Origin of the sequence: Rhizobium sp. 862_C5_N1_2 (genome assembly GCF_051811205.1) — a bacterium.
GTDB lineage: Bacteria > Pseudomonadota > Alphaproteobacteria > Rhizobiales > Rhizobiaceae > Rhizobium > Rhizobium leguminosarum.
Window position 1 is genome coordinate 2,783,892 of sequence record NZ_JBPWPT010000001.1, and the last position, 19,677, is coordinate 2,803,568.

Sequence of the window (19,677 nt, forward strand, 5' to 3'; positions counted from 1 at the left end):
GGGCCGGTGCCGAGACATCTTAGTATTCCAGCTTAGTATTCCAGCGGCAGCGTCGCGTTTTCGAGCCACGCCCTGACATCGTGATCATGGATGAGCGGCATCAGCGCCTCGCAGGTGCGGCGATGATAGTCGTTGAACCAGTGCAGTTCGTCATGGGTCAGCAGCTCGGGAATGACGAGGCTGCGGTCGATCGGGCAGAAAGTCAGCGTCTCGAATCCGAGCATAGGCGCATCGCCGCCCTCGATCTCTTCGGCCCCGCGCACGTAGATCAGGTTCTCGATGCGGATGCCGAAGCTGCCGGGCCGGTAATAGCCCGGCTCGTTTGAAAGGATCATGCCGGGCAGCAGTTCCTGCGTCGAAAGCCTGGAGATGCGCTGCGGCCCCTCATGCACCGAAAGATAGGAGCCGACGCCGTGGCCTGTGCCGTGAGCGAAATCGGCGCCGGCCCGCCACAGCGCGATGCGCGCCAGCGGATCGAGATCGCAGCCGCGCGTGCCCTTAGGGAAACGCGCGGTGCTGATGTCTATCATCCCTTTCAGCACCAGCGTGAAGAAGCGCCGATGCTCTTCCGCCACCGCGCCGATGCCGACGGTGCGGGTGATGTCGGTCGTGCCGTTGATATATTGCGCGCCGGAATCGATCAGGAAGAGTTCGCCGGCCTCGATCATCCGGTTGGTCTCGGTCGTCACACGGTAATGCATGATCGCCGCATGTTCGCCGGCTCCCGAAATCGTGTCGAAGGAAATGTCCTTCAGCGGGTTCTGCATGCTCTGGCCGACGCGGGCGCGCGCCGCTTCGAGATGCTCGGCAGCAGCGATCTCGCTGACCGTGCCGGGTTTTGTCTGCGACAGCCAATAGAGGAACTCCACCATCGCCGCACCGTCCTGCAGATGCGCGGCGGCCGAGCCGTTGATCTCGACGTCGTTCTTCACTGCGCGCGGCAACTTGGCGGGATCGGCGCCCTCCACCACTTCGCCGCCCGCCTTGCGGATGATCTCCGCCAGCGCATAGGAGGCGATATCCGGGTCGATCAGCACGCGGCCGCCATCCCTCGAAACGGCAGCCAACCTCTCCTCCAGCGCCGAGGGCGGCAGCTGCGTGCAGATCTGCGCAAGATAGGCCTCCGGCTCGATGCCGGTCTTGCGCTTGTCGAGGAAGATCTCGGCCCGGCCGTCAGCATGGATGATGGCGCGCGCCAGCGGATGCGGCGTGTGCGGCACGTCGGCTCCACGAATATTGAAGGTCCAGGCGACAGAAGAGGGATCGGCGATCAAAACCGCCGCAAGATTCTTCTTCGAAAGATCGGCGGCGATCGTCGCGATCTTCTCTCTCGCCAGCACGCCGGCCTGCGCGACGTTCTGGATGCTGACCGCGCCGAGCGGCTCGGCCGGCCGGTCGCTCCAAAGCCTGTCGAGCGGATTGTGCGGCAGGAAGACCAGCGTGCCGCCGATCTGCGAAAGGGCTCTTTCCAGACGGCGCACCTCGGCACCCGCATGCAGCCAGGGGTCGATGCCGAGCCGCAGGCCGTTGCTGCCGTTTGCCGCAAGCCAGACATGCGGCGGCTCATTGACGAGATCGCCGCCCGAAAAGACCGAACCGTCGACCTGTTCGGCAAGCTGCGTTACATAGCGCCCGTCGACGAAGACGATCGCCTGCGTGCGCAGGATGAGCGCAATGCCTGCGGAACCGGTAAAGCCCGTCAGCCACGCGAGACGCTCGGAACCTGCAGGAACATATTCGCCGTTGAACTCGTCGGCGCGCGGCACGAGGAAGGCGTCGATGCCGAGCGAATCGAAACCGGCCCGCAGCGCCGATACACGATCCCTGCCGAATTGCGGCGTGGAGGTAACCTCGAAAGACTGGAACATGCTGGAAACCCGAATGATTGAGACGAATCCGGTTAATGGGATGCTGGCCATGTTAGCGAAATTTCAACCGATGGGGAGAAAAAGCGACCAAACGAGTCGAAACCTCTGGGGCCGCTCAACATTTTGACAGAACTGTGACGCCAAAAGTTAATTTGGCACGCTTTATGCATTGGCCGCATGGCTCCCATGAGCGAAACCCTCTGCCTCCGCATTTCAGAATAGCTATATAGGCGTCATCGAACGGTTCGCGATGAACCTATAAACAAAGGAATTCTTGAAATGACCGCCTCTCTCTCGCGCTTCGCATATAGCAGCCCGGTGCAGGCTGGCGAACGCCAGACCGTGCGTCACGTGATCGGCGCCCGCCGCCCGCAGAACGAGGACAGCCTCAAGCTGCTCGGCGCCGGCCAGCGGGCCACGCGCCACAAGGGCGCCCTCAGCTACGCGTTCTAAGCCTGAAAGCCAGTCCGTCTCCTCCCTCCCGGACCGGCCTATTGGAATGCAGTAGAGCCCGCTCGAGCGCTCCTCCCCTTGAGCTCGCGGGCATTGACCGGATAGACCGGTCCAAGGCGGTGCCATCGGCACCGCCTTTTTCTTTTGCCGTTTCGGGATGCGACGCATGCCGCCCAAACCGTGCAGCAGTTTGGGGATCACGACATTGCATAAAAACAAGGATCTAACCGCGTCGCATGAATCAAATTCTATGCGACGCGCATTAGGGTCGGTCGAAGTGGATGGTAACCCAGCCGTTGCGCCAGATGGTTCTGACATGGCGAAGCCTCGCGCCGCTATAGGCGGCAATCACCTTCCAGCGTTGCCCGGCAAGGATGCCGGAGAGAATGACCGACCCGCCAGGCGCAAGATGCGCCGCAAGCTTCGGCGCCATGCGGATCAGCGGCCGGGCGAGAATGTTGGCGATGATGAGATCGAAGGGACCGTGCTCGGAAAAGGCCGTTGAATGAAAGCCCGGCGCGGTCCTGGTGACGATGCCCGAGGCGATGCCGTTGCGGCGCACGTTTTCGGCCGCCACCTTCGTCGCGATCGGATCGATGTCGGTCGCAAGCACTGGTATGTTCCTGAGCTTGCGCACCGCAATCGCCAGTACGCCGCTGCCGGTGCCGAGATCGAGCGCGTTGCGGACCGGGCGCGAGCGCACCACGGCATCGATCACCTCGAGGCAGCCCGCCGTCGTGCCATGATGACCGGTACCGAAGGCCTGGCCGGCATCGATCTCGATGGCGATGTCGCCGGAGCGAACCTTGTCGCGGTCATGCGAACCATGCACCAGGAAGCGCCCTGCCCTGACGGGTTTCAGCCCCTCCAGCGATTTCACCACCCAGTCGACATCCGGGATGACTTCCCGCTGCAGCCGGGCATCAGGGAAAGAGGTCCTCAATGCCTCCTCGACGCGGGAATGCACCTCCGCCTCGTCCTCGGCCATCATATAGATCGAGGCTTCCCAGATATCCTTCTTCTCATCGATCTCGGTGGTGCCGATGGCAAAGTCTTCTTCACCGAAGACCGCACTCAGAAGGTCGAGGATCTCTTCGGCCTTGCTTTCGGTCGTCGTCACGTAAAGGCGGATTTCACTCACGATAGGCGGTCTTTCCCGTTTCCGTTGCCCGCCATCGGTCGAGCCAACGCCCCATCACGCTGAAACCATCACCCCTTGCTGACGAGATTCTCCAGCTTCTTTACCGCCGTGTCCGGGTTTTCGCCATAGGCGATCGTTCCGGAAAAGCGCCCGGCCGAATCGAGCAAGAAGACCGAAGCGGTGTGATCCATCGTATAGTCGCCGTTCGGATCCTTCTCGTCGACTGGCACCTTCTTGGCGTAGACGCGGAACCCCTTGATAACCTCGGCGATCTTGTCAGGCGCGCCGGAAATGCCGGTGATGCGCTTGGAAACGTTGGAGACGTATTCGTTCATGATCTCGGGCGTGTCGCGCTCCGGATCGACGGTCACGAAATAGGCCTGCAGCTTGTCGCCCTTCGGATCGACCTTCTCCATCCAGCCGTTCAGCTCGAAAAGCGTCGTCGGGCAGACTTCCGGGCAATGGGTGAAGCCGAAAAACAACGCCGTCGGCTTGCCGCGCAGCGCCTGCTCGGTGATCGGCTGCCCGCTTTGGGAGACCAGGGTGAAGGGAACGCCGAAGGGAGCCTCCGCCACCACATTCCCCGATCTGTTGAGATAGTACGTGAACCCGCCAAGAAACCCGGCAAGTATCAGGACACCGATCCAGACGGCGATGCGGAATGTCTTCATTGGCATGATCCTCGATCCAGGCGGATATGTACCGCCCGCCCCTTGCCCCGCGTGATTATAGGCTCGACCGGACGGGCGCAATTCAACAATATGTTTTCTAACCCGCGATCGATTGTCTCACCGGAGACGACGCCGTGCCCTCGGTCGGATCGGCTAAAAATCGAAAGCAACACGTTTTGATGATGTGTTCTCAGCCGAACAAGCAGTTTCGAGATAGATATCGTTAGCAAAGGCTTAAGCCGTTGTATCTATATTAGCAATCGCGTGCGGCGCTCTTCTGCCGTTCTGACATGATGTCTGCCGCGTGGCGAAAACCCCGGACTCCGCATGAGGGAAGACAAACACGAATCCGAGCGGTTTTCGGAAGGGGTATTTCGTGACCAACTCAGCGGCGCGCAAGAGCCTGTCGGCCAGCCAGCGGCTTTCGACGCTCGACGGCGCGGCGTTTCCAGGTTTCGGAACAATGATCGGCGCCGGCTGGTACGAAGCGCTTCGCCAGATCGGCGAAGATGTTTTGCGCATCCATGAACATGTTAAATCAATCGTAACCTCTGCGCGCGAACAATCCGTGGGACTGAACGAAATCAATACATCCATCAGCCAGATGGATCAGGTCACGCAGACGAACGCGGTAGGCCATAGGCTCGCCATCGACGCGGCAAACCTGATGCAACTGGTCATGCAGTTCAAGACTGGCGAGGGCATGAGCGCCCGGCAAACGCCGCGAGAGGGACCTGCCGCCTCGCATTCGAGACAATCACCCGCGCGCAGCCTGATCGGTAAAATCGCGGTCGCATTCAACGGCGGCACTGCCGCCAAAGTCATCGCTTCTCCCGTCGGGGACAACTGGGAAGAATTCTGACCATGAACAACAACGCCATCAAGCAGTCGGGCGCTTATCTCGAAATCGTTTCGTTCCACCTGGGCGATCAGGAGTTCTGCATCGACATCATGGCCATCCGCGAAATCCGCGGCTGGGCGCCGGTGACGCCGATGCCGCACACCCCGCCCTATGTGCTGGGTCTCATCAACCTGCGCGGTGCGGTGATCCCCGTCATCGACATGGCCTGCCGCCTCGGTATGAAGATGACCGAGCCCTCCGAGCGCTCGGCGATCATCGTCACCGACATTGCGGGCAAGCTGGTCGGTCTGCTGGTCGAGCAGGTTTCCGACATGATGACCATCAAGAGCGAAGATCTGCAGCCGCCGCCGGAAATCATCCCGGAAGCCCAGCGCGCCTTCTGCCGCGGCATCGTCGCGCTCGAAAAGACCATGGTCTGCTTCTTGAATCTCGACACGGTCATTGCCGACGAACTGACGCAGGCCGCCTGAGGGCTATCCATATCTGGAATTCGAAGGCCCGGCTCGTCCGGGCCTATTTGATTTTGCAATGAGAGAAAAAGGGAAGCAGCGCTCTTTCCAAAAATCTCACCGCAGAAGCCCTATTGCGGCTTCCCATTCTTCCAGACAACGTTCTGCCCATAGAGCGGAATGGTCGAGATCGACATCTTCGCCGAGCCGTCGGTCAGTTCGCGCGAATGGGCGAGATAGATCAGCGTGTCGTTCGTCTTATCGTAGATGCGGTTGACGACCAGCGTCTTCCAGATCAGCGACATGCCCTGGCGGAACACCTCGCTGCCATCCTTGGACAGATCGATACTACCGATCTCGATCGGCCCGGTCTGCCGGCAGGCGATGGAATTATTGGACGGGTCCTCGAACCAGTTGCCGTTCTTGAACCGGTCGATCAAGCTGCGATCGAAATAGGTGACGTGACAGGTGATGCCCTTGACCTCAGGGTCGGAGACCGCCTCGACAATGATGTCGTTGCCGATCCAGTCGACCCCGACCTTGCCGACGACTTCGGCTGAGGCAGCGCCTGCGGAAAGGACGGAGAAGGAAAAGGCGGCGAGGAGAAGATTGCGCAGTCTGGACATGGCGGCTCCCTGAATAATCCGCATTTTAGATAAGCATGCACCCATGCTTTGCAAGAAATGGGGCTCGTGGAAGGGATCAGCCTTTCCGGCAGGTACAGGGCTCGTAGGCCCGCGCCGTCAGCCGGCCGGGCCTCATGCCGATCAGCGCCGGTATGGCGTGAACGGCGTTGGCCTTGACGGCTTTCGCCATCTCGATCGCCGCGGCCGCGCAGACCACAGCATCCTCGGCAGCGTTGTGGTGCACGAAACGCAGGCCGAGATGCTCGGCGATCAGGTTCAAACGGTGCGAGAGGAAATGCGGCCAGATTCGTTGGGCCATCTTCAGGCTGCAGAGATAGGTAAGCTCCGGATAGGATTGCCGGTAGAGATCGAGGCTCGCCCGCCAGACGCTGAAATCGAAGGAAGCATTGTGCGCGATCATCGTCGCGCCGCGAAAATCCTCCTCGAACTCGTCCATCACCTCGGGAAACTCGGGCGCGTCCTCGACATGCTCCGGCCGGATGCCATGGATTGCGATGTTCATCCCGGAAAAGCGCATCTCCCGCGGTCGGATCAGTCGCTCTTCGACGCGCGTCACCCTGCCCTCCTCGATCCAGGCAAGGCCGACGGAACAGGCGCTGCCGCGCTGTTCGTTCGCCGTCTCGAAGTCAATCGCGATGGTCTTCAAATCAGCAACCCGAATCGTTTCTTCAGGCACAGGAATACCGCCCCGCTTCCGGCCGCGCAAATTCGACACGACGCATGGTTGACTTTTTAACCCGCATATCGAAACTTGCCGCCATGATCGGTTCCGTGACTATGGCAGCGCTTATCCATCACACCACGACCCTTGAAGGGTACGCGGGAGCGATGGCGCGTTAGCAGCGATCCGATCATCATCCCGAAACCCTGCCGAGGCGAGCAGGGTTTTCGGAAACCGGCTCTCCTCCTGACACCGATGGAGAGCATGAATGTCCGAAAACGAAGAGAATGAACCTCGCGGCCGAGCGCGCCTGCCGGATGGCGTCCTGGTGCGCGCCGTCCGCCTGTCCGATGCGGAGGAGATCACGGATCTCATAAATCTGCCGGGCTACAGGGCCGGCACCTTGAGGCCGCCCTACCAGCGGGTCGAGGAGGTTCGCAAGCACATGGAAAACCCGTCGCCAGGCGCGCTCAACCTCGTCGTCACCCAAAATGGCAAGATCGTCGGCAATGGCGGCCTCAACCGCCTCTCCGGCCGTCGGCAGCACGTCGCCAGTATCGGCATGGGCGTGCATGACGATTTCACCGGCCGCGGCTTCGGACGGATCCTGCTCGGCGCGATGGTCGACGCCGCCGACGACTGGTTCGATATCAAACGGCTGGAACTGACCGTCTTTACCGACAACGATCTCGCCATCGGCCTCTACCGGAAATTCGGCTTCGAACAGGAAGGCCTGCTAAGGGCTTTCGGCTTTCGATCAGGGGAGTATGTCGACGCCTATACGATGGCGCGGCTCAGGCAATGAGCAAACGGGCTGGCGGCTTGCCGTCAGCCCCTCACCCGCTGATCAGTGCCAGCCATTCGTCCTCGTCCATCGTCTGCACGCCAAGCTCGCGTGCCTTGTCGAGCTTGGAGCCAGCACCTGGGCCGGCGACGACGATGTCGGTCTTCTTGGAGACCGATCCCGCCACCTTGGCGCCGAGGCTTTCCGCCCTCGCCTTCGCCTCGTCGCGGGTAAACTTTTCCAGCGAGCCGGTGAAAACCACGGTCTTGCCGGCGACCGGGCTGCCCGCCGTCACCGGCTGCTCGGCCTCCTCGGGCGTCACCTCCTCGATAAGCCGGGTGATCACCTCGACATTGCGCGGCTCCTTGTAGAATTCGACGATAGCCCGTGCCACGACCTCGCCGATGCCCTCGATGGCGTTGAGATCGTTCCATGCGTCGCCGGCAAGCGTCTCGGCCTCCCTCATCGCCGTCTCAAAGGCGGCATAGGTGCCATAGGAGCGCGCCAGCAGCTTCGCCGTGGTCTCGCCGACATGACGGATGCCGAGCGCGTAGATGAAGCGGTGGAGCGCAATGCTGCGCCGTTCGTTGATCGCCGCATAGAGCTTGCCGACGCTGACCTTGCCGAAACCGTCAATATTCTCCAGCTTGGTCAGCGATTGCTGCTGACGCTTCTCCAGCGTGAAGATATCGGACGCGGTGCGGATCTGCAGCGACGCGTCCTCGTTTTCGAAGAAGAAGTCGATCTGCTTCGAACCGAGCCCTTCAATATCGAAAGCGTTGCGCGAAACGAAGTGCTTCAAATGCTCCGTCGCCTGCGCCCGGCAGATGAAGCCACCGGTGCAGCGGCGCACCGAATCCATCTTGCCGGTCTTCTCGTTGACCTCGCGCACGGCATGCGAACCGCAGACCGGGCATGTCTTCGGGAATTCATATGGCCGGGCGTCGGCCGCGCGTTTTTCCATCACCACATCGAGGATCTGCGGAATGACGTCGCCGGCGCGCTGGACGATGACGGTATCGCCTTCGCGGATATCGTGTTCCTCCGGTCGGATGCGCTCGCCGCTATTGCCGATACCCTTGATGTAATCCTCGTTGTGCAGCGTCGCATTGGTGACGACGACGCCGCCAACCGTGATCGGCTTCAGCCGCGCCACCGGCGTCAACGCCCCGGTGCGGCCGACTTGGATCTCGACCTTCTCGACCTCGGTGAAGGCCTGCTCCGCCGGAAACTTGTGCGCCGTCGCCCAGCGCGGCGAACGCGAGCGGAAGCCGAGACGAGCCTGCAGCTCGAGACTGTCGACCTTATAAACGACGCCGTCGATATCGTAGTCGAGATCGGGGCGCTCGAGGCCGATCTCGTCATAATGCGCCAGGATGTCGGCGACCGAGTTCAACCGCTTCATCAGCGGATTGACCGGAAAACCCCAGTCCTTGAAGGTCTGAACCATACTGAACTGTGTGTCGGCGGGCATCTCCGACATCTCGCCCCAGGCATAAGCGAAGAATTTCAGCTTGCGGCTCGCCGTCACCTTGGCGTCGAGTTGGCGCAACGATCCGGCCGCGGTGTTGCGCGGATTGACATAGGTCTGCTTGCCCTCCGCCTCCATCTGCCGGTTCAGCGCCAGGAAATCGCTCTTGGCCATATAGACTTCACCGCGGATCTCCACGACCGCGGGCACGCCCTTCGGCAGCTCGTTGGGGATCTCGGCGATGGTCCGGATGTTGGCAGTGACGTTCTCCCCCGTCGTGCCGTCGCCACGCGTTGCAGCCGTCACCAGCCTGCCGTTCTCGTAACGGATCGACATTGAGAGACCGTCGATCTTCGGCTCGGCGGTAAAGGCGATCGACTGGTCGGGCAGCCGGCCGAGGAAGCGATAGACGCCGGCGACGAAATCCTGCACGTCCTCCTGCGAGAAAGTGTTGTCGAGCGACAGCATCGGCCGCGCGTGGATGACGGGCGAGAAGGTGACGGAGGGCGCTGCACCGACATGCCGCGATGGGCTGTCTTCGCGGATCAACTCGGGAAAGCGCGCCTCGAGCGCATCATTGCGGCGCTTCAGCGCGTCGTAATCGGCATCCGAAATCTCCGGCCGGTCCTTGCCGTGATAGAGCGCATCGTGATGTGCGATCTCCTTTGCCAGCCGTTCGAGCTCGGCGGCAGCCTCTTCGATCGTCAACGTGTCGACGGCGGAACCTTCGGTGGACATGGAACATCACTCCAGAGAATCTGGTCAGAAATCTGGATTGTTTTAGAGCAAAATTTCTGGATGAAAAGGGAGACCACATATCCTGCGAAAGGAAGGTCGGTTGCCCGGCCTATTCCCAATCCCTGGCATTGCGCAGCCGGATGCCGCTGACATGCAGGCCGGTGTTCCGGAGGCTCTTCAACGGCTGCAAGCTATCGACCACCCTGAGCTCCACGCCGCGCGGCGCAAACTCCCGGTCGAGCCGCGAGATGGCGGCGCGCTCGGTGGGAACAACGCGTCTGCGGGCCACCCACATGCCCGCATCATCCAGATTCTCGAAGCCCTCAGTCGGCAGCTCATAACGGTGGATCGTCTCCGCTTCGAGCCTTTCCAGCCAATGACGCTCGGCGTAGGCGACGGCGCGCCAGTCGCCGAGCCAGTGCCGCCGCTCCGTCTCCAGCGTCTCGGGTTTCGCCCATATCAGGATGCGGGGGCAGTCACGCGGAAGGAGATACATAAAGTCATGATCGGCATCGATCGCCCAGACGAGCGGACCGTTCAGCCATTCCCGGCCGGGCGCGCGGGCGGAGGGAATGCGAACCGGGCGCGGTTCGAACGCTACGATACCGGGATCGTCGCTGAAATGGAAAAGTCGCATGGCTTGAGCTCGCCGCCGATCCGGAAGCTTCAGCGCATATCGCTATGCGCGGTGATTGTCATCCCGCCGGCCCGGGCAGAAAGAACGTCGGAAGAAAAATCAGCCGTTGCCGGCAAGCAGCCGCTTGGCCGCCGCCCTCGCCTCTTCGGTCACCGAAGCCCCGGCCAGCATACGGGCGATCTCCTCGGTACGGTCCTTCTGCGCCATCGTCGCGACGCGGGTGGCGATCTTTTCCGAACCGTCGGCCACCGGCCCCTTGGAGATTAAGAGATGCGTCGCAGCCCGTGCCGCGACCTGCGGCGCATGCGTAACCGACAGCACCTGCACCCGCTCCGACAGCCGCTTCAGCCGCTGGCCGATCGCATCGGCCACCGCACCACCGACGCCGGTATCAATTTCGTCGAAGACCAGCGTCGGGGCCGATCCGCGATCGGCGAGCGCCACCTTCAGCGCCAGCAGGAAACGCGAGAGTTCGCCGCCCGAAGCGACTTTCATGATCGAGCCCGGCCGCGTGCCGGGATTGGTCTGGACATGGAACTCGACGACGTCGATGCCTTCGGCCGCCGCCTCCCCCGCATCCGTGCTGATCTCGACCATGAAACGGGCCCGTTCGAGCTTCAGCGCCGGCAGCTCGGCCATGACAGCCGCAGCCAGTGCGGTGCCGGCATGATGGCGCTTGTCGGACAGTGAACGCGCCGCTGCATCGTAATTTTCCCGCGCGAGGCCAACCTCGGCTTCGAGCCGCGCAAGCCGCTCCTCGCCCGCGTCGAGATCGGCAAGATCGGCGATCATGCGCACGGCAAGCGCCGGCAGTTCGGTGACGGGAACGGAATATTTGCGCGAGGCGGCCCTGAGCGCGAAAAGCCGCTCCTCCACCCGCTCCAGCTCTCTCGGATCGTATTCGGTCTTGCGGAGTGCCGCCTCGACTTCCATCTGCGCGTTGGAAAGCTGATCGAGCGCGGCATCGAGCAGCATCACGGTGTCATCGAGCAGTCCCGGCGCCTCATGGCTCTTACGCTCCAGCCGGCGCACCAGCGAGGCGATATGGGGCACCGGCGAGGCATTGCCGTTCAGGAATTCGGACGCCTCGGCGATATCGCCGGCGATTCGCTCCGCCTTCATCATCTTCTGCCGGCGATCGGCGAGCTCTTCCTCCTCGCCATCCTGCGGCGAGAGCTTCTCGAGTTCCTCGACCGACGAGCGCAGGTAGTCGGCTTCGCGCGCCGCGCTTTCCACCTTCTCCCGGTGCTTCTTCAGCGTCCGCTCGCTGTCGCGCCACAGCCGATAGAGCCTGGAGACCTCTGAAACCTCGTCGGTGAGGCCGGCGAAGGCATCGAGCAGGGTGCGGTGGGCATTGGTGTCGACAAGGGCGCGATCGTCGTGCTGTCCATGGATTTCGACCAGCATCTGCCCGGCCTGGCGCATCAGCTGCACGCTGACCGGCTGGTCGTTGACATAGGCTTTGGTGCGCCCGTCCGCCGATTGCTGGCGGCGGAAAATCAGGTCGCCCTCGTCGTCGATGCCATTTTCACGCAGGAGTATGCGGGCGCCGTGTTCCATGCCTACGTCGAACACCGCCGTCACCTGGCCCTTATCCTCGCCATGGCGCACCAGGTCGCCGTCGCCGCGCCCACCGAGCGCCAACGACAGGCTGTCGAGCAGGATGGATTTGCCCGCCCCGGTCTCGCCCGTCAGCACGGAGAGGCCGGTCTCGAAGGCAAGATCCAGCCGCTCGATCAGGACGATATCGCGGATCGAAAGCTGGATCAGCATTGGCCTCAGGAACCGAGAAGAAGTTTCTTGCCCGCTGCTGCGATCCACGAGCCCTTGTTTTCACGCGGCTCGGCACCGCCGCTCTGCAGCAGCTTGTAGGAATCAGCATACCACTGGCTATCGGGGTAATTGTGACCGAGAACGGCAGCGGCTGTCTGCGCCTCGTCGACGATGCCCATGGAGTAATAAGCTTCGACGAGACGCGCTAAGGCCTCTTCGATCTGGTTCGTATTCGGATATTTCTCGACGACGATGCGGAAGCGCGAGATCGCGGCGAGATATTCCTTCCGCTCCATGTAGTAGCGGCCGATCTGCATTTCCTTGCCGGCGAGCTGGTCGCGCGCAAAGCGGATCTTGGCCTGTGCATCGTCGACATATTCGGAGTTCGGATAATTGTCGATGACGGCCTGCATCGCCTCGATCGTCTTGGCCGAGGCGCGCTGGTCCTGCGTCACGTCGACGATCTGCTTGGAATAGGTGAGACCGATGAGATACTGCACATAGGCAGCATCCTGGGACTTCGGATATTGCGACATGTAGCGGTTGCCCGAAGCAAGCGCGTCGTCCAAACGGCCTTGGCGGTATTTGACGAAGGTGCTCATCACAAGCGCCTTGCGCGCCCATTCGGAGAACGGGTTCTCGCGGTCGATCGCGTCGAACTTGCGCGCCGCTTCCGCCATGTTGCCGGCCTTCATATTGGCAAGACCCTGGGTGTAGAGCACGTCAGGCGGATCGGTTTCGAGACCGAGCTTGGTGATGTCGATGTCGGGATCCGACTGGCAACCGGAGATCGAGGCGCCTGCGCTGAGCACCAGAAGCGATGCGAACAAAGCGCGCGCTGTCTTCATCATACCTTCAGATCCTGCATAACCCATTCGAAAGAACCCCACTGCTGCCGCTCTCTCCACGGCAGCCACGCCTCGCTGGCGTTTCTAGCCACAAATGTGCATCAAGAGCAACGCAATGATAAGGCATTAACGCATTTTTGTGGCAGCAGCCGCAGAATGATCGGCTTTTCAACTTCTTCCCGACCTGTGGCGGCCAAGCATCGGTCTATTGCCGCAGACATGGCCGGACATAAAAAAACCGCCTCCGGGAAAGAGGCGGCCTGGTCTTGAGAATATGCTGGAGGTCATGCCGACCAGGGAGCGAATTCCGAAGCGCTGACTGCAATCAGTTCGCGGGCAGCGACACGCTGGCGCGGCGTCGACGTCTCCACAACCTCGTAGGCGGAGGGATCGGCGAGCAGCGCCTTCAGCGCATTGGCATTCATCTTGTGACCGCCGCGATAGGAACGGTAGCAACCGATGAACTGGACACCGGCAAGCGACAGATCGCCGACGGCATCGAGCGTCTTGTGGCGGACGAATTCATCCTTGGCGTAACGCAGCCCTTCGACGTTGATGACGGTGTTGTCGTCCGAGATGACGACGGAATTTTCAAGCGAGGAGCCGAGCGCATGGCCCGACGCCCAGAGGCGCTCGACATCGCGCATGAACCCGAAGGTGCGGGCGCGGGAAAGCTCGGCCTTGAAGACGGCGGCGGTCATGTCACCGGCCCACTTCTGCCGGCCGATCAGCGGGCAGTCGAAATCGATCTCGACTTCGAAGCGCGTACCGTCATAGGGGCGGAATTCGCTCCAGGAGCCGCCATGCTCGATCCGCACCGGCTTGGTGATACGGATATAGCGGCGCTTGACGCCGAGCGAGACGAGACCGACCTGCTCGATCGCCTCGACGAAGGGCAGCGAGCTGCCATCCATGATCGGCATTTCGGAGCCCTGCACTTCGATCACCACATTGTCGAGGCCGAGCGCATAGACGGCGGCCATGACATGCTCGATCGTCGCGACCGAATGGGCGGGAGAGAAGCCGAGCACGGTGCAGAGGTCGGTATTGCCGACCTGCGAGGAGACGGCCTTCAGTTCGGTGATGTCGCCATTGTCATGCAGGCGCTGGAAAATGACGCCGGTGTCCGATTCGGCCGGGTTCAGGGTGATCGAGACGTTATCGCCCGAATGCACCCCGATGCCCGAAAGCGTCACCGGACGCGATACCGTCGTTTGGAAACCCAGCAAGCCAATTGCCATAAATTCTGCCTTTATTCTTCCGTACCGGCGGTCTGTCCGATCGGCACGGTCATCGTTCATTCTGCACAAGGAGCCTGTCGAAAGGTCTCCTAGTGCAGTTTCCTTGCACCATACTTACGTGCGCCGGCGCTCCAATCCAAATCACTGTTTCTTTCGCTTTGTTACGAAGTCACGCAATTGAAATTGCTCGCGAATCACGGGCTGAAAAACAGCAATGCCCGGGACCTTGATCCCGGGCATGAACGGTGCCGAAGCACGCACTCAATTCGACTGGCGACGCAGGAATGCCGGGATTTCCAGCTGGTCGTCTTCCTGCATCATCCGGGCCTGCGGAACTGCCCGGCCTTGGTCGTCGAGATTGCCGCGACGCGGCGCGTAGAGGCTTGCCTCAGGCGACAGCGGACGGCGTTGCTGCGAAGCGGCCGGCGGTGCGGCGGTCATATCGGCGGCAACGGCGTCGTCGTCGCGGCGGCCAAGCGAATTGGTGATTCGCTTGAGCAGGCCCATCGGACCGCGCTCCTCCGCCGCATGCGCGGAAGCCGGCTGCGTGCGGTGGTCGAGTTCGGCCTGGACGACCGGCGGGAAATCCTCGACCTTCGGCATGCGCACCGGTTCGGGCGCCTGGCGGATGGTCGGCTCCTGCCGGACCGGCTGCTGCTGAACCGGCTGGCTTATGACAGGCTGGCTCATGACAGGCGCCGGAGCCTGCTGCTGCACCGGGGCCGGACGCATTGCCGGAGCTTCCGGTGCAGGCGCGAAGATCTTGCTCTGCGGACGGAAGGTTTCCTGCTGTACTACGGGCTGCTGCAGCGGTGCGGCAGCACGCGGGGCCGGAATTTCGAGCTCGCGTTCCATCTCGGCTTCGCGGATGGTCTGCGCGATCGGATCCATGGCCTTCGGTGCCTGCATCACAGGGGCAGGCTGAACTGCGGCCGCTGCCGGAGCAACAGCCGCGGAGGGACGGATAGCGGGCCTTGCTGCCGGCTGGAGGTTCCGCTCGGCGGCTTCGTTCATCGCCCGGTCGATGCCGGTTGCGACGACCGAGACACGGATGATGCCTTCGAGCGATTCGTCGAAGGTGGCGCCGAGGATGATGTTGGCGTCAGGATCGACTTCCTCGCGGATGCGGGTCGCGGCTTCGTCGACTTCGAAGAGGGTGAGGTCGCGACCGCCGGTGATCGAGATCAGCAACCCTTGGGCGCCCTTCATCGAGGTTTCGTCGAGCAGCGGGTTGGCAATCGCAGCCTCTGCTGCCTGCAGCGCTCGGCCGGAGCCGGAGGCTTCGCCGGTGCCCATCATCGCGCGGCCCATTTCGCGCATCACCGAGCGGACGTCGGCGAAGTCGAGGTTGATCAGGCCTTCCTTAACCATCAGGTCGGTGATGCAGGCAACGCCCGAATAGAGAACCTGGTCGGCCATGGCGAAGGCATCGGCGAAGGTCGTCTTGTCGTTGGCAATGCGGAAGAGGTTCTGGTTCGGAATGACGATCAGCGTATCGACAGACTTCTGCAGTTCCTGGATGCCCATCTCGGCCAGACGCATGCGGCGCCCGCCTTCGAAATGGAACGGCTTGGTGACGACGCCGACCGTCAGGATGCCCTTGTTGCGGGCCGCCTGCGCGACAACGGGCGCAGCGCCCGTGCCGGTGCCGCCGCCCATGCCGGCGGTGACGAAGCACATATGCGTGCCGTTCAGGTGATCGACGATCTCGTCGATGCACTCCTCGGCGGCCGCGCGGCCGACTTCCGGCTGCGAGCCGGCACCGAGGCCTTCGGTGACGTTGACGCCGAGCTGGATGATGCGCTCAGCCTTCGTCATCGTCAGCGCCTGCGCATCCGTGTTGGCGACGACGAAGTCGACGCCCTGGAGGCCGGCGGTGATCATGTTGTTGACGGCATTGCCGCCACCGCCGCCAACGCCGAACACGGTGATGCGCGGCTTCAGCTCTGTGATGTCAGGCTTTTGCAGCTTGATGGTCATGGTACCTGTTCCTTCTCTCTCTGGCCGCATCGCCACGCCGGCCAATTACTCAATTTCAGAAACTTTCCTTCAGCCACTGGCCCATGCGGGCTATGCGGCTGTTATTTCCTCCAAGCGACATGAGCAGACCGCTCTGTGACGCATGTGTCTCCATGTCCGCGACCTGCGGATAAATCATCAGGCCGACGGCCGTCGAAAAGGCCGGACCCTTGGCAGCCGTCGGCAGCCCCGAGACGCCCATCGGACGGCCGATGCGGACGTTGCGGGCAAGGATGCGCCGCGCCACGTCGGCAAGGCCGGTCAACTGGCTCGCCCCGCCGGTCAGCACGACACGCTTGCCGACGATCGGGCTGAAGCCTGAGCGCTGGATACGGTCGCGGATCAGTTCCATCGTCTCCTCGATTCGGGCCGATACGATGCGCGAAACCAGTGCCCGCGGCACCTGCGACGGCTGGTCGCGATCGTCCTCGCCGATCGGCGGGATCGAGATCAGCTCGCGCTCGTCGGAGGAATTCGAAAGTGCCGAGGCATGCACGACCTTCAGCCGCTCCGCATCCTCGATGCGGGTCGAAAGGCCGCGCGCCAGGTCGGTGGTGACGTGATGGCCGCCGAGGCCGACGGCGTCCGTATGAACGAGCTTGCCTTCGGCAAAGACCGAGATCGTCGTCGTGCCGCCGCCCATGTCGATCGCCGCGCAGCCGAGTTCGACCTCGTCGTCGACGAGAGCTGCAAGACCCGATGCATAGGGCGTGGCGACGATGCCCTCGACCGACAGATGCGCACGATTGACGCTGAGTTCGAGGTTCTTCAGCGCCGAGCGCTCCGCCGTCACCACATGCATGTCGACGCCGAGCGCATCGCCATACATCGCCAGCGGATCGCGGATGCCGCGCTCGCCGTCGAGCGAGAAGCCGGTCGCCAGCGAATGCAGCACCGAACGGTCCTGGCGCAGCGACTGCTGGCAAGCGGCCGACAGCACCTTCTTCAGATCGTTGAGCTCTACTTCCTGGCCGCCGAGATCAATCGTCGCGGTGTAGATGTCGCTGCCGAGCCGGCCAGCCGTCAGGTTGACGATCAGGCTCTCGACGGTCAGTCCCGCCATGCGCTCCGCCGCGTCGACTGCAAGGCGGATGACGCCTTCCAGCGCGTCGAGATCGGCAATCACGCCGGTCTTGATGCCGCGGGAACGCTGGTGGCCGATGCCGATGATCTCGATATTGTGCGTGCGACCCGGCAGGATCTGGCTTTCCTCGCGCGGCGTCAGCCGGCCGATCATGCAGACGACTTTGGTCGAGCCGATGTCGAGCACCGAAACGACATGTGACCGCTTCGACGAAAGCGGCTTCAGGCGCGGTAATCCGAAATGGGATGAACCGAACAAGCTCATATATTCTGCCCCGCCTTCTTCAATTCTTTCGTACGCTCCGTCACTGCCGTCTGCCTGCGGACCGCCGCCTCCGGCGTCAGCTGGATGGCGGTTCTGTCGGACAGTCGGAGATCGACTGCGGCAATGTCCCGCTCCAGGAGTTGGTGCTCCTTGTCGAACTTCGAAAGCGTCGCCAGTGCCTGGTCGATGCCATCTTCCGGCAGCTTGACGACGACGCCATTGTCCATGTGCAGGTCCCAGCGACGGCCTGATATCCAGACATAGGCCTTCACGCGGGCCTTCACGTCGGGCCACTTCGAGAAGGCGTCGTCGAGCGAAGCCGCTGCCGTTTCGGCATCGCGGCCGACGACGAGCGGCAGCGCCGAAAACTTGTTGTCGCGCAGCGGCGCAATGACGCTGCCGTTCTTCTCGATCAGGGAAAGCTCCTGCCCGTGCTGCCAGATCGCATAGGCCTGGCGCTCCTTGAGCTTCACCTCGATCGTTTTCGGATAGATCTTGCGGACCTCGACACTTTCGACCCAGGGAAGATGCGCGATCTTCCGGCGGGCGGCATCGACGTCGAGGGCCACCAGCGAGGTCGTGCCGTCAAGGCCGATCAGCTGCAGGATCTCGATTTCGGAGGTCTCCGAATTGCCGGAGACCTTGACGTCCTCAATCGCAAAACCCGCCGCCGTCGTCGTCGCCTGCGCGACAGCTTCGGTGTGACCGCCAAGCGACATACCGTAAAACCCCGTCGCAGCCAGGAAGGCGAGCGCCGAGACCGTGCCCGTATGAACAGGAATATGGATACGGCCGCTGCAGAGGCTGATCAGGAAGCGCGTGACGCGGCGCAGTGGACGCGGCAGCACGAACCGCTCTTCGGCTTCCATGATCGGAAGCACGGCATGATGGCTGGGGCGCCCAATCCTCTTGACTGTCAACGCAAACAAGACGCGTCCTCCACCATCCACCGGAGAAACTGACCAAACGAATAGCCGGCATGACCGGCCATTTCGGGCACGAGCGAGGTTGGGGTCATACCTGGCTGGGTATTGACCTCCAGCCAGATGATTTCGCCGTCTTCGGAGAAACGATCGTCGTAACGAAAGTCCGACCGACTGACGCCGCGACAACCGATTGCCTGATGCGCCCTTAGGGACAATGTTTGTATTTTTTGGTAAATATTCGGTGAAATTTTCGCGGGGATGACGTGTTTTGAACCGCCCGCCGCATACTTGGAGTCGTAATCATAAAAATTGTGTCCCTGCGGCACCACTTCCGTGACGCCGAGCGGCGTTTCGCCCATGACACCGCAGGTGAGCTCGCGACCGTAAACATAGCGCTCGACGATCACCTCCTCGCCGTAACGCCACTCAGGCGAGCTGACGATCTGCGGCGGATGCGCCTGATCTTCCGTGACGATGACGACGCCGAAACTCGACCCCTCGCGGACGGGCTTCACCACATAGGGCGGCCTCATCGGATGCGTCGAGGGAAAGGCGAAACGGTTGACCACCTGCGATTCGGCGACCGGAATGCCGGCGGCGGCAGCGACACGCTTCGCCTTGGCCTTGTCCATCGCCAGCGCCGAGGCAAGCACGCCCGAATGCGTATAAGGGATTTCGAGATATTCGAGGATGCCCTGAATGGTGCCGTCCTCGCCGAACGGGCCGTGAAGGGCATTGAAGACGACATCGGGTTTCAGCGCGGCAAGTTTCTCGGAAACGTCACGCGCCACGTCGATGCGCGTCACGTCGAAGCCTTCCGCCTCGAGGGCTTCTGCGCAAGCCTTTCCCGAGGAAAGGCTGACGGGCCTTTCCGAGGAAAATCCGCCCATCAGGACAGCGACATGCTTGCGACTCATCAACACCCCCAAAAATAACTTTCATTTTCGAAATCGACGCTTGCGCGAAGCTGTCTGCGCCGTTTCAGGCCTTTGTCCGACCTGGGTGCATTAGAGCATCATTATGGTTAATGAAGTGTTTACTTTCGTTAACTCCATATTGCCGCGCCCATGATTTTTTAACCTTCGCGTCTTCGGGAGTGTCGGAGCGAAGGTGCCCGCCGATCCGTGGAAACAGAAGAGC

At 62.0% G+C, this 19,677-nt stretch carries 17 protein-coding genes and 1 pseudogene; 4 read left to right on the top strand and 14 right to left on the bottom strand.

Annotated features, from left to right (window positions below):
* Window positions 1-32: 32 nt before the first annotated feature.
* The gene (locus ACD590_RS14055; RefSeq protein WP_032998409.1) at window positions 33-1,868 is read right to left on the bottom strand and encodes an aminopeptidase P family protein; all 1,836 of its coding nucleotides are present in this window, start codon (window positions 1,866-1,868) and stop codon (window positions 33-35) included.
* Window positions 1,869-2,147: 279 nt separating this feature from the next.
* Between ACD590_RS14055 and ACD590_RS14060 the strand changes: the two genes are divergently transcribed.
* A complete protein-coding gene (locus ACD590_RS14060; protein ID WP_012758267.1) occupies window positions 2,148-2,321 on the top strand; it encodes a hypothetical protein in 174 nt (57 codons plus the stop codon).
* A 262-nt stretch (window positions 2,322-2,583) separates the two neighbouring features.
* Here ACD590_RS14060 and ACD590_RS14065 read toward each other — a convergent pair whose 3' ends face one another.
* Together ACD590_RS14065 and ACD590_RS14070 are read right to left on the bottom strand one after the other, a co-directional pair.
* Entirely contained in the window at window positions 2,584-3,462 is an 879-nt protein-coding gene (locus ACD590_RS14065; RefSeq protein WP_113542724.1) for a 50S ribosomal protein L11 methyltransferase, read from the bottom strand.
* 68 nt (window positions 3,463-3,530) lie between these two features.
* Window positions 3,531-4,133, bottom strand: a complete 603-nt coding sequence (locus ACD590_RS14070) for an SCO family protein (protein ID WP_026188469.1) — start codon at window positions 4,131-4,133, stop codon at window positions 3,531-3,533.
* A gap of 484 nt (window positions 4,134-4,617) precedes the next feature.
* Here ACD590_RS14070 and ACD590_RS14075 point away from each other — a divergent pair.
* Both ACD590_RS14075 and ACD590_RS14080 read left to right on the top strand, forming a co-directional pair.
* Window positions 4,618-4,995: pseudogene (locus ACD590_RS14075) on the top strand (methyl-accepting chemotaxis protein); the annotation flags it as partial.
* A 2-nt stretch (window positions 4,996-4,997) separates the two neighbouring features.
* Complete coding sequence (locus tag ACD590_RS14080) at window positions 4,998-5,465, top strand: chemotaxis protein CheW (protein WP_017965084.1); 468 nt, start codon at window positions 4,998-5,000, stop codon at window positions 5,463-5,465.
* 110 nt (window positions 5,466-5,575) lie between these two features.
* Here ACD590_RS14080 and ACD590_RS14085 read toward each other — a convergent pair whose 3' ends face one another.
* Both ACD590_RS14085 and ACD590_RS14090 read right to left on the bottom strand, forming a co-directional pair.
* Window positions 5,576-6,070 (bottom strand): CreA family protein, encoded by a 495-nt coding sequence (locus ACD590_RS14085; protein WP_018446537.1) that lies wholly within the window; start codon window positions 6,068-6,070, stop codon window positions 5,576-5,578.
* A gap of 76 nt (window positions 6,071-6,146) precedes the next feature.
* Window positions 6,147-6,737: a 3'-5' exonuclease gene (locus ACD590_RS14090; protein WP_028732831.1), complete on the bottom strand. Its 591-nt coding sequence runs from the start codon at window positions 6,735-6,737 to the stop codon at window positions 6,147-6,149.
* A 283-nt stretch (window positions 6,738-7,020) separates the two neighbouring features.
* On the opposite strand from ACD590_RS14090, the gene ACD590_RS14095 reads away from it, so the two are divergent.
* The gene (locus ACD590_RS14095) at window positions 7,021-7,557 is read left to right on the top strand and encodes a GNAT family N-acetyltransferase (protein WP_439002797.1); all 537 of its coding nucleotides are present in this window, start codon (window positions 7,021-7,023) and stop codon (window positions 7,555-7,557) included.
* A 31-nt stretch (window positions 7,558-7,588) separates the two neighbouring features.
* On the opposite strand, the gene ligA is transcribed toward ACD590_RS14095, so the two are convergent.
* The 9 genes from ligA to ACD590_RS14140 all read right to left on the bottom strand — a co-directional run bounded on the left by ligA (window position 7,589) and on the right by ACD590_RS14140 (window position 19,454).
* Window positions 7,589-9,745 carry an NAD-dependent DNA ligase LigA gene (gene ligA, locus ACD590_RS14100; protein ID WP_439002798.1) on the bottom strand — a complete coding sequence of 719 codons (2,157 nt, stop codon included), beginning with the start codon at window positions 9,743-9,745 and terminating at the stop codon, window positions 7,589-7,591.
* A 109-nt stretch (window positions 9,746-9,854) separates the two neighbouring features.
* The gene (locus tag ACD590_RS14105) at window positions 9,855-10,382 is read right to left on the bottom strand and encodes a DUF6886 family protein (protein WP_439002799.1); all 528 of its coding nucleotides are present in this window, start codon (window positions 10,380-10,382) and stop codon (window positions 9,855-9,857) included.
* Window positions 10,383-10,481: 99 nt separating this feature from the next.
* A complete protein-coding gene (gene recN / locus ACD590_RS14110) occupies window positions 10,482-12,155 on the bottom strand; it encodes a DNA repair protein RecN (RefSeq protein ID WP_439002800.1) in 1,674 nt (557 codons plus the stop codon).
* A 5-nt stretch (window positions 12,156-12,160) separates the two neighbouring features.
* Window positions 12,161-13,030, bottom strand: coding sequence for an outer membrane protein assembly factor BamD (locus tag ACD590_RS14115; protein ID WP_018242851.1), 870 nt, complete (start codon window positions 13,028-13,030; stop codon window positions 12,161-12,163).
* A 257-nt stretch (window positions 13,031-13,287) separates the two neighbouring features.
* Window positions 13,288-14,244 carry a UDP-3-O-acyl-N-acetylglucosamine deacetylase gene (gene lpxC, locus ACD590_RS14120; protein ID WP_439002801.1) on the bottom strand — a complete coding sequence of 319 codons (957 nt, stop codon included), beginning with the start codon at window positions 14,242-14,244 and terminating at the stop codon, window positions 13,288-13,290.
* A 261-nt stretch (window positions 14,245-14,505) separates the two neighbouring features.
* Window positions 14,506-16,224, bottom strand: a complete 1,719-nt coding sequence (gene ftsZ / locus ACD590_RS14125; protein WP_105006763.1) for a cell division protein FtsZ — start codon at window positions 16,222-16,224, stop codon at window positions 14,506-14,508.
* Window positions 16,225-16,279: 55 nt separating this feature from the next.
* Entirely contained in the window at window positions 16,280-17,611 is a 1,332-nt protein-coding gene (gene ftsA, locus ACD590_RS14130; protein ID WP_003561012.1) for a cell division protein FtsA, read from the bottom strand.
* Window positions 17,608-18,540, bottom strand: coding sequence for a cell division protein FtsQ/DivIB (locus ACD590_RS14135; protein ID WP_018242854.1), 933 nt, complete (start codon window positions 18,538-18,540; stop codon window positions 17,608-17,610). The genes ftsA and ACD590_RS14135 overlap by 4 nt, the downstream gene beginning before the upstream one ends.
* The gene (locus ACD590_RS14140) at window positions 18,528-19,454 is read right to left on the bottom strand and encodes a D-alanine--D-alanine ligase (RefSeq protein ID WP_018446545.1); all 927 of its coding nucleotides are present in this window, start codon (window positions 19,452-19,454) and stop codon (window positions 18,528-18,530) included. The genes ACD590_RS14135 and ACD590_RS14140 overlap by 13 nt, the downstream gene beginning before the upstream one ends.
* Between the last annotated feature and the right edge of the window lie 223 nt (window positions 19,455-19,677).